Below are 16,302 nucleotides of genomic sequence, written 5' to 3'. Positions count from 1 at the left end.
ATCCGTCATTTGATCTTTTTTACTTCAACATCACATAGTATGTTTTGAAGAGATATCTGCAACGGCAAGTGTACTGCTAATCAAGGAATGAGTATAAAATGCTGCGACAACAAAATGCTAGAGTTGTCTTAAAATTTTGTATAAAAAGAGACTGCCTTTGGTGTTTTACACCTACAGGCAATCTCCTTTTCAATTCATCTTATCCTTTACCGATAGCAATCCAGTTGAGATGGCCAACTGGCTCTTGACTGATGCGTGTACGAATGATGAGAATAACTGCATGATCCGCAGCTTTCGAATGAGCTACAGCGTAGCAAGCCGGGTTGTCAGTCGTTACGGTTAGCACGTAATAATTATCCACGAACGGCTCATCAAATGGAATGATAAGCTCTACTTGTTCTGCTTGCGCAGCAAAGCTGTAAGGCGCAAGCCCAAATTGTTGCTTTACAATGCCTTGGCTTTCGTTAGTAATTACAGGTGCAAATTGCAGTGCTGAAAGACTAATGGATTGCTCTTGAATATGCCTTCCAGTAATTGATCCATCTGCAATCTGCTCTACTTGATTTGCAGCTGAACCCTCTACATTGCTCAGCAGTAATCCAGGTGCCAACAAATCTGCGGTAATGCTTCCCGGAACAATTTGTTCCGTTCCTACGCTGCCAAGAGCGAGCTTCGCTGAAGTTACGCTTCCATCCGCCAGCTGTTCCGATCCTATGCTGCCAAACGCTAGCTTCGTCGTCGTCACGCTTCCGTCCGTCAGCTGCTCCGATCCTACGCTTCCAATTCCCAGCTTCGTCGTTGTCACACTTCCGTCCGTCAGGTGCTCCGATCCTACGATGCCAAACGCTAGCTTCGTTGTTGTCACGCTTCCGTCCGTCAGCTGTTCCGCACATACACTGCCAAACGCCAGCTTCGTCGTTGTCACGCTTCCGTCCGCCAGCTGTTCCGCACCTACACTGCCTAATGCTAGCTTCGTCGTTGTTACGCTTCCGTCCGTCAGCTGTTCCGTTCCTACGCTGCCATACGCTAGCTTCGTCGTTGTCACGCTTCCGTCCGTCAGTTGTTCCGCACCTACGCTGCCAATTCCCAGCTTCGTCGTTGTCACGCTTCCGTCCATTAAGTGCTCTGAACCTATGCTATCATACGCCAGTTTCGATGAAGTTACGCTTCCACCCATCAGCTGTTCTGAATCTACACTGCCATAAGCCAGCTTCGATGTAGTCACGCTTCCGTCTGCCAACTGTTCTGAACTTACGCTTCCATGCGTAAGCTTCGCTGATGTCACACTTCTATCCGTCAGTTGTTCTGAACCTACGCTTCCATACGCCAGCTTTGTTGATGTCACACTTCTATCCGTCAGTTGTTCTGAACCAATGCTTCCATTCGCCAGCTTTGCGGATGTCACGCTTCCGTCCATCAGCTGTTCCAAACCTACGCTGTCAAATGCTAGCTTGGTCGTCGTCACGCTTCTGTCTATCAAGTGCTCTGAACCTACACTGTCATATGCCAATTTTGATGATGTTACACTTCCGCCCATCAGCTGTTCTGAATCTACGCTTCCATACGCAAGCTTCGCTGTCGTCACACTGCCATCCGTCAGCTGTTCCGCATTTACACTGCCAAATGCCAGCTTCGTTGATGTCACACTTCCGTCCATCAGCTGATTCGGACCTACGCTGCCTAGCGCCAGTTTCTCTGTTGTCACACTTCCGTCAGTCAGCTGTTCTGATCCAACGCTTCCATACGTAAGCTTCGCTGATGTCACACTTCTATCCGTCAGTTGTTCTGAACCAACGCTTCCATAAGCAAGTTTCGCTGATGTCACACTTCTATCCATTAGTTGTTCTAAACCAATGCTTCCATACGACAGCTTCGATGTTGTCACACTGCCATCTGCCAGTTGCTCCGAACCTATGCTTTCATACGCCAGCTTCGATGTCGTCACACTGCCGTCCGCCAGCTGTTCCGAATTTACACTGCCAAATGCCAGCTTCGTTGATGTCACACTTCCGTCCAACAGCTGATTCGAGCCTACGCTGCCAAACGCCAGTTTCTCTGTTGTCACACTTCCGTCAGAAAGCTGTTCTGATCCAACGCTTCCAAACGCTAGTTTCCATGCAGTCACGCTTCCATCCATTAACTGCTCCGAGCCTATGCTCTCTAACGCGATCTTTGTTGTAGTTACACTTCCATCTGACAACTGATCTGTACCTACGCTGCCTAGCTCAAGCTTCGATGTCGTCACACTGCCATCCGACAACTGATCCGTCCCCACACTGCCAAGCACCAACTTCGTCGTCGTCACACTGCCATTCGACAACTGATCCGAGCCTACACTGCCTAGTACCAGCTTGGATGTCGTCACACTGCAATCCGCCAACTGATCCGTACCCACGCTGCCAAGTACCAACTTCGTCGTCGTCACACTGCCATTCGACAACTGATCCGAGCCTACACTGCCTAGTACCAGCTTCGATTTTGTTACACTGCCATCCGACAACTGATCCGTACCCACACTGCCAAGCACCAACTTCGTCGTCGTCACACTGCCATTCGACAACTGATCCGAGCCTACACTGCCTAGTACCAGCTTCGATTTTGTTACACTACCGTCCGCCAACTGCTCCGTACCCACGCTGCCTAGTACCAACTTCGTCGTCGTCACACTGCCGTCCGCCAACTGCTCCGTACCCACGCTGCCTAGTACCAACTTCGTCGTCGTCACACTGCCATTCGACAACTGATCCGAGCCTACACTGCCTAGTACCAGCTTGGATGTCGTCACACTGCCATCCGACAACTGATCCGAGCCTACACTGCCTAGGACCAGCTTCGATTTTGTTATACTACCGTCCGCCAACTGCTCCGTACCTACACTGCCTAACTCAAGCTTCGATGTCGTTACACTGCCATCCGTCAACTGATCTGTACCCACGCTGCCAAGTACCAGCTTTGATGTCGTCACACTGCGATCTGATAACTGCTCCGTACCTACACTGCGCAGCTCCAGCTTCGATTTGGTCACACTACCATCTGACAACTGCGCCGAGCCTATGCTGCCTAGCTCCAGCTTCGATGTCGTTACACTTCCGTCCGCCAACTGCTCCGTACCCACACTGCCTAGTTCCAGCTTCGATGTCGTCACACTGCCGTCCGACAACTGCTTCGTGCCTACGCTGCCTAGTACCAATTTCGTCGTCGTCACACTTTCACTCGCCAGCTGCTCCGAACCTACACTGCCTAGTTCCAGCTTCGATGTCGTTACGCTTCCGTCCGACAACTGCTCCGTTCCTACGCCGCCTAGCTTCAGCTTCGACGTCGTCACGCTTCCGTCTGCCAGCTGCTCCGTCCCCACACTGTCGACGGACAACAACTTACTGTCGATAGAGCCTTCCTTAAGCTTTCTGCCCAAAATACTGTTGTCAGCAATTCGGTCAAACACAAGCACATCATTAGCCAAATGAGCTAGTGTAATCGTGCCCTTGCGAACGTGATAGCCTTGAATCGAATCGGATTTCAAATGTTTGCCGGCAAGTGATTCGAGCTGTACATGCTCGCTTGAGACGGCATCTTGAGCCAGCTTTGCACTCGTCACCGACTCATCCTGCAATGCATGTTCGTTTACACTATTTATTGTTAAATGCGTTGCATTTACCGACTCTGGCTTAAGCTGCTTCGCGCCGATCGACAATTCCGCTATTTTACCCGACGTAATGGCTCCTGGTGCGATATGATCCGTACCTACAGCACCTTTGCTTATGACATCAGCACCTACGGAATCGTTTTGCAATTGCGCTGGTCCAATACTGTTTGCTGTCAGTTTTTCAATCGTAATCGAATCATCCGCCAAATGCGCGGCATGAACCGCCCCTTCTCCCAAATGGATTCCAAGCACGGATGCATTTCCCAAATGACGGCTAAGCACCGCTTCATTTGCTATCTGCTTTGATTGCACAGCGCCGTAAGCTAGTTTAGCAGATGTAATGACACCATCTTGAAGGTGCTCATTTCCGATCGATTGATCAGCCAAATGTTCAGCTCCAATTGCATGAGCTTCAATATGGGTCGAGCGAATCGATTCTGCTTGTATGTGGTGGGAAGCAATCAAATTGGCTCCGAGATGCCCTGGCATAATAGCTTGAGACGCAATCTTGACACTCGATACGCTTCCGTCTGCGAGCTTGCCAGTCGAGACGCTTAAATCAGCCAGCTTATCCGTCGTAACCGATTCAGGGGAAAGCTTTAATGAATTTACAGTATGATCTGCCAAATGATGCGAAAAAACTGCACCTGAAGCAATAGCTTGATCCGTGACAGCGCCTTTCGTTAGCTTGCTGCTCGTAACTGAACCGTCTTGCAGCTTTTTGTTATCTACAGCATCCTTTGCGAGATGGCGCCCTTCAATGATCTCCGATTTTAAATGCATGCCGTTCACTGCTTCAGAAGAAATCGCTTCACCCGTTACGGCACCCTTAGTAAAATGATACGACCTTAACACTTCAGGAGCCAGCTTCTGAAACGTTACCGATTCATCCTGAAGATGCCGGGATTCAATAGCAAAGTTTGCTATGACTTTACTATCAACAGCACCATCAGCCAGCTTACTTCGCGTTATTGAAGCATCCGCTAATTGAGTAGTACCAACAGCCTCCATACCAATATGGTCAACACGAATGGATAATGGCGCGATTTTATCTTCATTAACAATGCCGCTTTGTAGATGATCCCGTTTAATTGCATTTGGTGCAATATGCTTCATGTTTACTGCATCTGTTGTCAGATGCGCCTGCAATATTTGCCCATCAGCAATTTTGTCGGATGTAATGCTTCCAGAGCCCAAATGACGGCTGTGAACGGAGTCATTCGCGAGCTTCTGAGCATTAACGGATTGATCAGAAAGCTTGGAAATCGTTATCGAATGATCAACAATTTTAATGGTGGATACCGATTGATCCGCAAGCTTCCTAGAGTTAATGGACTGATCCGCGATGTGCTCACTTGTTATTTGCCCTGTTCCAACGTGGGAGCTTAGAACGGCCGCTGCTTGCAGATGAGATGAAGATACCGATTCGTCCGCTAATTGTTCTGCTTTTACCGCTTTTGGCTGCAGTTCCCTTGTTCCGACTGCTCCTTCTGCTAGATGTTCCGCGGCTATGTCTCCGAGGGCCAAATGCTTTCCCTGAATAATACCAACTGCGACATGCTCAGATAGCAGCAATCCAGGCTTCAAATGCTCCGCTTCAATCGCTTCTGCAGCTATCTTCTCACTCGTAACAGCTGAGTCACGAAGCTTGGAATGTGTTACTGCTCCTTCAGAAAGCTTTGAGTTGTCAACGGCTTCATTAGCCAAATTTTCCGGTCGAATCGTTCCGCTTTTAATTTTATCGCCAGTAATGGCTTGATCGGCAAGCAGGTCTGTTGTAATGAGCAATGACTTCAAATGCCTGGATTCGATTGACCCTTCTGCAATTTTGTCCATACTGATCGTACGATCCGCAAGCTTCTCTGACGAGATGCTGCCATCTTGAAGCTTATTGCCAGAAATTGAATAATCCAAAATTTTGTTTCCAGTAATTGAGTGGTTTACCAAATGCTCGCCCATAATCGATTCTTTTGCAATTTTAGCGGAGTTGATTGTGCCGTCAGCTAAATGGATGGTGTGAATGGAATAATCGGCAATCGTGCTTGCCTGCACGCTGCCTGCTGCCAGCTTGCTGCTATCGATCGACCCAGGTGCAATTTTCTCTGAAGTAACCGAAAAGTCTACCAAATCATCCGTGTATATAAAAGCTGGAGGACCTTCCGGTGCCAATTTCTCATCAAGTTTCTCAAACTTTTCTTCCAAGCTTAACTGAGCAATCTGCTGGGCAAGCTCTTCGACAGCGAGCTGCTCTTGCTCTTCAATCTGGTGCAGCTGTTCCAGCGTATCCAAATGTTCTAATTGCTCCTGCTGCTCTTCTCCTTGCGATTGTTCCAATTGTTCATTTCGTTCCAGCTGCTCCCCTAGCTCCAACAGCCGTGCTTGCTCCTGCTGCTCTTCTTCTTGCGATAGTTCCAGTTGTTCCAGTTGTTCCAGTTGTTCCGGCTGTTCCCCTTGCTCCAACAGTTCTACTTGCCCCACTTGTTTCTGCTGCTCTTGCTCCAGCTGTTCTGCTTGCTCCCCTAGTTCCACTTGAATAAGCTGTTCTAGCTGTTCAATCTCCTCAGAGTCCTCCACCGTGACAACTTCCGAATCCGTCTGCTCTAATGGATTCTCGAGTATGAGAGCGAGTGCGTTAATGCTCGCTTTCTCCTTCTCTTCTTCCTCTTTTTTAATCAATGTTTTAGCTGCATGTGCTTGTGCAACAGCGGCCTTCTTCCTGTTCAAATCATCTAGCCACTTTAACTCGGAAGCATTCGGATTATCAACATAAAAAAGCGGCTTTCGCCCCTTCGGGCTTTTCCCTTTTCTGTTTTTTGTCATAGTCCTCTCCTTCTTCCACCTGAAATGTCATAGGTAATATATGCAGGTACCCATGGGCTCGCTACAAGGAGTACAGACAAATGTATATATGCGGCTTTTAACAAACAAAAAACCGCGGGAGCATGCTGCTCTCCGCGGTTTCTGTTTCAACTGTTTTAACTATTTAGATCTGGACAATAAGTATAAGAAATAAGGTGCTCCAATAACAGCAACAACAATGCCTGTTGGAATTTCATTTGGCTGGAATGCCCATCTGGCAAGTGTATCCGCCACAATAACGAGCAGCGCGCCTACAAATGCTGAAGCTGGCAATAATACCTGATGCTGCGGACCGACAAGTCTTCTTGCCAAGTGAGGCGCTATTAGTCCGACAAATCCAATGCCCCCGCCGACAGCAACGCAAGAACCAGCTAGGCCTACCGCTGCAGCAAGCAGCAATGCCCGCTCCTTGTTCACTTGAGCTCCAAGTCCAACTGCCAATTGATCGCCTAAATTTAATGCATTCAATGCTTTCGCCTTATATTGCACGATTGGAAAAATAACGATTAACCATGGGAGCAGTGCAAGCACATACTTCCAGTTCGTTCCCCAAATGCTCCCCGCCATCCATACAGCAAAAAACTGATATTTCTCAGGTGTTAGACGCAAAATCAGAAGCTGCATCGCTGCGCTAATGCCCGCCGCTACAGCGATCCCAACCAATATCATCCGAGTTGGCAATAACCCTCGATGTCTTTTATACGAAAGTACAAAAATAAGCAATGCGGTAAACGATGCTCCGATTAATGCAAGAAACGGCATCAAAAATATAGAGCCCTTTTCCGTCGTCGGATAAAAAGAAATAAACAAGATAACTGCAAGCCCTGCGCCCGCGTTTATACCCAGCAGCCCTGGATCAGAAAGCGGGTTGCGCGATAATCCTTGAATAATACAGCCCGATACTGCAAAACCTGCGCCAATTAATATAGAGATGACAATCCGCGGCAAGCGGAAATCAAATAGAATTAGCTCCTGCTTAGCCGTTCCCGATCCAATTAACGTTTTGAATACGTCAAGCGGCGCTAAGCGAATAAAACCGGTGTTCATACTGATGATAACGGACAAAACAATAAGTACGCTAAGCACGGTCATTACGAGGACTGCGCGTTTTCTTCTACGCAGTTCGGTTTCGGTAATAAAGTAAGTATTCATGCTTATTCTCCCTTCATTCTTGTTACAAGATAGAGGAAGAACGGAACGCCGATAACCGCGATTATAATACCGATAGCCACTTCCTGAGGCGGATTAATCAATCGCCCGCCAATATCTGCCAGAACCATAAGTAAACTTCCCAAAACCGCCGAGCATGGAATGATCCATCTATAGTCGACACCAACTAGGAATCGTGAGATATGAGGAATAATCAAGCCTACAAAACCGATAGAGCCTACCGCTGAAACGGCGGTGCCTGCCAGCAATAAGACTATAATGACGCCTGCTGCTTTTACTAGGCCAGTTCGTTGTCCAAGACCTGCAGCAACATCATCGCCTAAGCTTAACAATGTAATGGAGCGCGATAACACGATGGCGCCAAGCAGTCCACCAACTACCCATGGCCATACAATTTGAATTTGCAGCCATTTCGTTCCGGCTACCCCGCCAGCATACCAAAAAGCCAAATCCTGACCAATTTTATAATAAATCGCTATGCCTTCTGTTATAGCTAGCAGCAATGCCCCTACAGCCGCACCAGCCAGTGTAAGCCGCACGGGTGTTAGGCCGCCTTTTGCTAATGAGCCGATTCCGTATACGAGTCCCATTGCAACTGCTGCACCCGCAAAACACACAAACATAAGACCAAGATAAGATATCGAAGGGAAAAAAGCAAAGCAAAGCGCCAACATAAAACCTGCTCCTGCGTTAATTCCGAGCAAGCTCGAGTCTGCTAATGGGTTTCTAGTCATGCCTTGCATAACAGAACCTGCGACAGCGAAAGCTGCTCCCACCAAAGCAGCGGCTAACGCACGCGGCATACGAAGCTCTTTAATAATTTGATGCTGAATGTTTTCCTCATTGAAGTGGAATACGCCATCCCACACTGTTGAGAGACTGATATTTGCAGCACCGACGGAGATAGATAATGCAAGCGATAATAAGAGTGCTGCAAACCCGCCAAATAAAATAATCGTAGCCACTAGAGGCCGTGTGCGCAGCTTTGTGCCTGCCAGCGCTTTCTTGCTTGATAGAGAAGACATTTGAAAACTACCCTTCTGTATGTATACTTTGGTTGATAAAAAATGCTTCATAAAGGAAGTCTGTTTCCAGACACAAAAAAAAACCCACTCAACTGATAACGATTCTCGTTTTCAATATAGCAGATTTTTCATATGTTTTCAATGCAATAATATAGATATTTCGTGCTGCCTTAATGCGGCTTCCTATCAAGTAGAAAGTCTTCCTCTCATAGCATTAGTCGTAAAGCGGTTAGGTGAGAATCTGCTGATCGACAGTTCTCCCTGCTTTTCTTCCAATAGATCAGCAACAATATGAGCTGTGACAGGACTTAGCAAAATCCCGTTGCGATAATGACCTGCGGCCATTATGACGGCTGGCATTCCCTCTACTTGCCCAAGCATTGGCATTCCATCTCGCGTTGCGGGACGCAAGCCTGCCCACCGATGCGCGGTTTCTTTGCCTTTTAGAAATGGAAAAAGCTGATTGCTGCTGCGAATTAAGCGGCCGATTCCTCGTTCTGTCACACTCGTCTCAAAGCCCGCGACATCTTCAGAAGCACCGCATACGAGCCGAGCATTTCTTTTTCCGACCCAATAGGCTTGGCTGGAGAAGATCATATGGCGAACTTCAGTTTCTTGATGCTCGTAAGAGCAGATTTGTCCCCGAATGGGATGAATCGGAACAGAGAGTCCAAACCATCGTTCATACTCACCTGACCAAGCGCCCGCGCAGACGACTAGCCGATCGGCATGAGCCTTCTTTATCATCGTTTCTGCTCGGACAGACGCTCCCCCGCTCAGTTGAACCGCAACCTCTACAATTTTACCCGCATGGGATAGGATGACGACACCTAACCTCCGGCAAGCTTCTTCAAGCGCTGCAACAAGCTTTGGCGCGTACACATGGCTTTCCTTTGGCGTAAATACGCCAGCAATTGCCGAATGAGCAAGCATCGGCTCCAGCTTCCTAAGCTGAGCTGCATCAATAAGCTGAGCTTCGGCTCCCCATTCATTTTGCCACTGCAATCTGGATTGTATGGGCAAGACGTCTGCTTCATGCATAAAAACGTTAATGCTGCCGCTCTCTACCCACTCTGCCGACATGCCGGATTGTTCCTCGATCGCTTTAATCCACGCCGGGTAGCTGCGGTAGCTGTTTAAGCACAGCTGAAAAAATGGATCGGGCTGCTCCGTATTTTCTGAAAATGGAGCAAGCATGCCTGCCGCTGCGCCGGATGCTTGCCCTCCGATTGCGCTTGGCTCAATGAGAGTTACGTTCATGCCTCTGCGCGCCGACTCGAAGGCACAAGACAAACCAATAATGCCGCCTCCAAGTATAATTACCGATTGGGGCATTATTGTTCCCCTCCTGCGCTAGCTCCTGTTTCAAATAATGAACCTGCCCAATCACTGCTTGCAGATGCATAACGTTTTTTCGGTATGCGGCCAGCCAGCCATGCCAGCCGCCCTGCTTCAATCGCTAATCGAAACGCGCGAGCCATCATAATCGGGTCCTGTGCCTTAGCGATAGGCGTATTAGCCAAAATGCCGTCCGCGCCTAGCTCCATCGCTTCCGCAGCGTCCTTCGCCGATCCAATTCCCGCATCAATGATGACTGGAACCCTCGACTGCTCCGCAATAAGCCTAAGGTTATAGGGATTGAGCAATCCGAGCCCGGATCCAATTGGCGATCCTCCGGGCATGATTGCTGAAGCTCCTGCTTCCTCTAATCTCCGGCATAGGATTGGGTCATCGGATGTATAAGGAAGAACGATAAAACCCTCGTTTGCTAGCTGCTCCGTAGCACTCAGCGTTTCTATAGGGTCAGGCAGAAGTGTTCGATGGTCTCCGCTGATTTCAACCTTAATCCAGTTGCCAAGCCCAGCTTCTCTCGCCAGACGCGCAATTCGAACAGCCTCGTCCGCTGTTCTCGCACCAGATGTATTCGGCAAATATTGCATTTGTCTATCTTCAAAGTGTTGTAGTACCGAATCGTCCTCAACACTCTCTAGATTAACCCTTCTAACCGCGAACGTAATAACCTCCGAACCCGACGCTTCAAGCGCTTGCTGCAGTACAGCAGGACTTGGAAATCGCCCCGTACCGAATAAAAAACGCGACCGCAGCGCATGTCCTCCAATAAGAAGGGTATCTTCATTATCCCAATTTGCCAATATGTTCAGCCCCCTCCAACAAAATGTACAAGTTCTATAGAGCTTCCGCCAAGTAATTCAGTTTCAGCCCACCTTGCACGTTGTACGATCATACCGTTAAGCTCAATAACGAGCTTTTTATGTTGTTGTCCCAGCTGGACGACCAGTTCCTCCACTGTTTTAGCGCTGGTCTGCTCCTCGCGGCCATTAATCTTCACTATCTTAAAGGGAGGATCATATTCAGAACGGTGTGCATCGATTTTCTTTAAGAAAGCCTGACAAACACTAGCCGGGTCATTATGGCCAACAATGGCTGAAACTGCGCATATCCGTGTCGCTCCCGACGCTAGTACGGCATCAACATTTTCAAGTGTGATACCTCCAATGGCCACGAACGGTATCGATATATGATGCGCTGCTTCCCTGACATAACTTGTTGTAACAGCCGTACGGCCCGGCTTTGTTTCGGTAGGGTACACTGGCCCAACGCCGATATAATCGGCTCCCTCCTGTTCAGCAGCTAGCGCTTGCTGCAGGTTATGCGTGGATATGCCAATTATCCGGTCAGCACCAAGCCATTCTCTTGCTTTGGCAATTGGCATATCATCCTGCCCCAAATGAACACCGTCAGCATCCGTCTCAAGAACAAGATCAGGATAATCATTAATGATAAGAGGCACTTTATATTTTCGCGTTAGTATTCGAAGGGCTTTGGCCTCTTCAAGCACCTCTTCTCTCGTCCCCGTTTTGTTGCGAAGCTGAACCATTTGAGCTCCGCCAATCAGCGCCTGCTCCATTACTTCAACAACGGATCTGCCAGGGTGATTGGATTTTGCTGTAATGGCGTAGAGCTTGAAGTTCCGCCAATCTGGTCTACTCATCTTCAAACACAACCTTTCATCAAACAAATCATTTTTTTTCATTTCATAAGAACGTTTTAATGAGATTAATTGCATTCTCCGCATCCGCTGTGCCTTGCACAAGCACTCGTCCATCTGGGAAGAGAATCAGCTGCTCTCCGCTTGAGATCATCGCTTTCACTAAATACCGATTCACGGTGAGCGTGCAGCCAATCGCTCGCAAAGTTTGCTCTACCTCTTTTAAATCAAACGGCTTGCCTAACGTCACCTGCACCGTATCCCTCCCGCATAATACGGTCGAGCTTATTTGAGTGTCTTCCGCTCTATCAGTTTCAAAACAACGCTTGTCGTCAGTTGCTCCATCAGGCGTTTGACCACAGAATGGACACTCGGTACTGACTGCCGGAAGCTCCGATTCCCGCATTCGGAATGACCATAAATCAATGCTCAACCACGTTTTACGCAGCGCCGAATCATTGCCCGTGAGCCATTTTATCGCCTCAGCTGCTTGCATAGATGCAATCCATTCAACCGCTGGAGCAAGTACGCCCACCGTATCGCAAGTATCTGCCTCCTGCTCCATATCATCTGCTCCGATTAAGCAGCGCAAGCAAGCTGTCTCTCCAGGAATTAATGTTGCCTGCATGCCCTGCGCCCCAGCCACCCCGCCATAAACAAATGGGATTTGCTGTCTAAAGCATTGGTCGCTGACCAGAAGCCTTGTCGCTGCATTATCCGTACCATCAAGGACGAGATGGACTCCTTCGGCGAGAAATCCGATGTTCTGTGCATTCACATCCGCTACTGTCGCCATAATGTTTACACTGCTGTTAATTTGGCGAAGCCGATTGGCAGCGGCCACTGCTTTGGGCATCACAGCCAGCGCGTCCGCCTCGTCAAAAAGCATTTGGCGCTGCAAGTTGCTCGGCTCAACAAAGTCCCTGTCTACCAGCCTAACTTCCCCGACACCTGCTCTTACCATATGCTGCGCAAGCGAAGCTCCTAATGCGCCAACACCGACGATAAGCACCGAGGCATCGGCCAGCTTCCGCTGGCCTGCCTCTCCAATTAAAGCAAATCTCGTTTGCCTCGAATAACGATCTGCAAAAGCATCAAGAACAGAATCAACCATAAATCTTGCTCCCTGCCGCCTTGAATGCATCTGATTTTTCCTTCATCCCCGCTTCAATGGCTTCCGTTGTTTCCATATCGTTTTGCGCGGCATACTCCCTTATATCTTGGGTGATTCGCATGCTGCAAAACTTCGGCCCGCACATGGAGCAGAAATGAGCGGATTTCGCTGCATCTGCCGGAAGCGTCTCATCGTGATAAGCCATCGCACGCTCTGGATCAAGCGACAGATGGAATTGATCACGCCAACGAAACTCGAATCGCGCTTTGGACAATGCATCATCACGCAGCTTCGCTCCCCGGTGCCCCTTCGCCAAGTCAGCCGCATGCGCCGCAATTTTGTACGTAATGACGCCTTCCTTCACATCCTCCTTATTCGGGAGGCCAAGGTGCTCCTTCGGTGTTACATAACAAAGCATTGCCGTGCCGAACCATCCAATCATTGCAGCTCCAATTGCCGAAGTAATATGATCATAGCCTGGCGCGATATCGGTCGTTAGCGGTCCTAATGTATAGAAAGGTGCTTCATCGCACACCTCTAGCTGACGATCCATATTTTCTTTGATCAAATGCATAGGCACATGGCCAGGGCCTTCAATCATCACTTGTACATCATGTTTCCATGCGATCTTCGTTAACTCCCCCAATGTATCCAGCTCAGCAAACTGAGCAGCGTCATTGGCATCTGCTATAGAACCGGGTCTCAGGCCGTCACCGAGCGAGAATGATACGTCGTATGCTTTCATAATTTCACAAATGTCTTCAAAATGCGTATATAGGAAATTTTCCTTATGATGTGCCAGGCACCAAGCTGCCATAATTGATCCCCCTCGCGAGACAATACCCGTAACGCGCTTTGCCGTGAGTGGTATGTAGCGCAGCAGCACACCTGCATGAATCGTAAAATAGTCGACGCCCTGCTCGGCTTGTTCAATAAGCGTATCGCGGAATACTTCCCAGCAAAGGTCTTCTGCTTTGCCATTTACCTTCTCCAATGCTTGATAAATGGGGACTGTTCCAACTGGAACTGGTGAATTCCGCACGATCCACTCCCGCGTCGTATGGATGTTTTTCCCCGTGGACAAATCCATAATCGTATCGGCTCCCCAGCGCGTCGCCCAAGTCATCTTCTCCACTTCCTCTTCAATCGAAGAAGCTACAGCAGAGTTGCCGATATTAGCATTGATTTTAACGTGAAACTGCCGCCCAATAATCATCGGCTCACTTTCAGGATGGTTGATATTCGTCGGAATAATGGCACGGCCGGCTGCAATCTCGCTGCGTACAAATTCTGCACTCATCCCTTCGCGAATAGCGATGTATTCCATCTCAGAAGTTATGATCCCTTTGCGGGCGTAATGAAGCTGCGTAACATTTTGCCCTGTTTTGGCACGAAGCGGTTTCCTCGTTAGCCCCGGGAATCGTTCCGCGCCTCGCTGCTCTGCTTTTTCAGCCGAAATAAATCCGTTATCCTCCGGTTTGATTTCCCTGCCCTCATAGGGCTCTACATCACTACGCTCCAAGATCCATTCGCTGCGAATACCGGGCAAACCGCGCCGAACATCTGCCTTATACGTTTCATCGGTATATGGGCCGCTTGCATCATAAACTCTTACAGGTTCATTCGGCAGCTCTTCACCATTTCTGCCAGTACTAGCTTCAAGTGCAATTTCTCTCATCGGAACACGGATGTTTCCCTTTGAGCCCTCGACGTACACCTTGCGGCTGCCCGGAAGCGGAGTAGAAAAAATAGTCATAACAAAAACCTCCTAATGGAATAATAGAATTCCTCCTGGAGGCATACGCAAGCATATGAGAAAGTATAAAACACCGCTGCTATACAAGTAGCTAGGCTGCTACAAGAGCTTCAATTGCTGGAGCGTGCATGGCGGCCACAAAGCTTATCGATTCACTGGCGCCAAACAAAAAAACCGCTCCAGCAAAGGAGCGGTCGAAGAGTGTCGTCATGCGAGTGTTATCTTGCAAGGGTTCCCCCTAAGCAGATAAAGTCATGCCGCATAGGCTGAGGCTTCAGCAGATTCTGGCAGGGCTTTCACGCGCAAAGCATAAACGCACAATCCCACTTTCCTACGCTGGCATAACCCAGATCAGGTTCAAAGGGACCAAAGCGATTCGCTTTATCTCAGCCATTACGGCGCCCCTAGTGGATTTCCTTGTTTGACTATACCGTTTAGTAAAGAAGGGTGTCAACCCTCTATTTTCCAAACCGCGGAAAAATACAGCCTGCTACAGTCCGCTTTCCTTCAGCAGCCTTACCCATCGATCAGCGGTGTGACGCCATGTGAATGTCTGCTCCACACGCTCGCGGCTGCGGCGCCCCAGCTTCTGCCTGAGCTGTTTATCGCGAAGCAGCAGATGCAGCTTTTCTCGCAGCTCTCGCTCGATATGAAGCTGATTGACCAAATAGCCCGTTTCACCATTACGGATAATTTCTTTCATTCCGCCTGCACGTGTTGCGACTACCGGAACGCCGCAGGACATCGCCTCGACATTTACGAGCCCAAATGCCTCCCTCTGTCCAGATGGAACGACCGCTACATCAGCAACGAGCATCCAGCTGGGCACTTCCGAATGCGGCACGTAGGGCACAAAACGAACATGACCCGGACATTTGCGTCCAAGCTGTTCAAGCTTGCGCGCATAAGCCGTTTTGCGATGCGAGCCATAAAATGGGCTCCCTACGATGATAACGACGAGCTCCGGGTGGCTTTTGGCAAGCTGCGGCACGATATTGAGAAGATGATGAACGCCCTTAAGCGGAATAAGCCTCCCCATAAAAAGCACCACTTTTTTACCATTCAATCCTCTCTTTTGCCTTAAACTCTCCCGTTTAGCGGCTCCTTCGGAGGAATATTGTGAAGGGAACCTGGCCGTATCTACCCCAGGATAAATGACTCGCAGCTTCGAAGCGACTTCTGGCGCTTTCGACACTACAATTCGCCTTAGAAACTCGCTATTTACGATGATTCTATCTGCGGCCTGCAAGCACTTATGCAAGTTTGCAGAAGAAATATAGGAGGGTGAAATAAAGGTGGAGGAATGCAAATAAAGCCAGACTCGTTTGCCTGGATTCAATCGCTTCATCGTTAGCACAAATTGGGGACGATTCTCGACGTCGATGACGTGAGGGGAAAAACGGTGAACCGCATGTCCTACCTCTTGAATATATCGCTGCTTATTGCCCGCTGCAAACCGTTCACAAACAACACCGTTAAATTGTCCTTGACGAGGCAATCGCTTGCTCAGTCTTCCAAATATACGAGGTTCCGCGTAAGGCTTAAGCAGCGGGGCAAATTTCTCTACCACTCGCTCAACCGAGCTGCTCCCTGATGATGGAATCGGGAAGGAGCCTGGTGTTACAATTGCAACTTTAATAGGTGCCATTTATTCGTATGCCTCCTGCATGATCTGCTTTTTTTGCAGTATCATACGTATCTAGCAACGGCTTTGGCACGGCGTTT

10 protein-coding genes and 1 riboswitch are annotated in these 16,302 nt (G+C 48.8%); all 10 genes read right to left on the bottom strand.

Annotation, left to right across the window (positions count from 1 at the left end; genetic code table 11):
• Window positions 1–199: 199 nt before the first annotated feature.
• Complete coding sequence (locus tag AB4Z45_RS10670) at window positions 200–6,463, bottom strand: WIAG-tail domain (RefSeq protein WP_441909181.1); 6,264 nt, start codon at window positions 6,461–6,463, stop codon at window positions 200–202.
• A 159-nt stretch (window positions 6,464–6,622) separates the two neighbouring features.
• Window positions 6,623–7,654 carry a FecCD family ABC transporter permease gene (locus AB4Z45_RS10665; protein ID WP_441909179.1) on the bottom strand — a complete coding sequence of 344 codons (1,032 nt, stop codon included), beginning with the start codon at window positions 7,652–7,654 and terminating at the stop codon, window positions 6,623–6,625.
• Between the two features lie 2 nt (window positions 7,655–7,656).
• Complete coding sequence (locus tag AB4Z45_RS10660) at window positions 7,657–8,697, bottom strand: FecCD family ABC transporter permease (RefSeq protein ID WP_441909177.1); 1,041 nt, start codon at window positions 8,695–8,697, stop codon at window positions 7,657–7,659.
• Window positions 8,698–8,883: 186 nt separating this feature from the next.
• Window positions 8,884–10,032, bottom strand: coding sequence for a glycine oxidase ThiO (thiO, locus tag AB4Z45_RS10655; RefSeq protein ID WP_441909175.1), 1,149 nt, complete (start codon window positions 10,030–10,032; stop codon window positions 8,884–8,886).
• Entirely contained in the window at window positions 10,032–10,850 is an 819-nt protein-coding gene (locus AB4Z45_RS10650) for a thiazole synthase (protein ID WP_441909173.1), read from the bottom strand. The genes thiO and AB4Z45_RS10650 overlap by 1 nt, the downstream gene beginning before the upstream one ends.
• Before the next feature lie 5 nt (window positions 10,851–10,855).
• A complete protein-coding gene (thiE, locus tag AB4Z45_RS10645; protein ID WP_441909171.1) occupies window positions 10,856–11,710 on the bottom strand; it encodes a thiamine phosphate synthase in 855 nt (284 codons plus the stop codon).
• Window positions 11,711–11,753: 43 nt separating this feature from the next.
• Window positions 11,754–12,821: a ThiF family adenylyltransferase gene (locus tag AB4Z45_RS10640; protein WP_441909170.1), complete on the bottom strand. Its 1,068-nt coding sequence runs from the start codon at window positions 12,819–12,821 to the stop codon at window positions 11,754–11,756.
• On the bottom strand, window positions 12,814–14,577 hold the full coding sequence (thiC, locus tag AB4Z45_RS10635; protein ID WP_441909168.1) for a phosphomethylpyrimidine synthase ThiC: 1,764 nt from the start codon (window positions 14,575–14,577) through the stop codon (window positions 12,814–12,816). Before thiC ends, AB4Z45_RS10640 begins: the two co-directional genes overlap by 8 nt.
• 91 nt (window positions 14,578–14,668) lie before the next feature.
• Entirely contained in the window at window positions 14,669–14,806 is a 138-nt protein-coding gene (locus tag AB4Z45_RS10630) for a hypothetical protein (RefSeq protein WP_441909166.1), read from the bottom strand.
• 82 nt (window positions 14,807–14,888) lie between these two features.
• Window positions 14,889–14,993: riboswitch (TPP riboswitch) on the bottom strand.
• Between the two features lie 74 nt (window positions 14,994–15,067).
• Window positions 15,068–16,225 (bottom strand): glycosyltransferase family 4 protein, encoded by a 1,158-nt coding sequence (locus tag AB4Z45_RS10625; protein WP_076270260.1) that lies wholly within the window; start codon window positions 16,223–16,225, stop codon window positions 15,068–15,070.
• Between the last annotated feature and the right edge of the window lie 77 nt (window positions 16,226–16,302).

Source organism: Paenibacillus sp. MCAF9 (assembly GCF_052114265.1).
Lineage (GTDB): Bacteria > Bacillota > Bacilli > Paenibacillales > Paenibacillaceae > Pristimantibacillus.
Note: the sequence above shows the minus strand (reverse complement) of the source record. Positions and strands in the feature narration are given on the sequence as shown.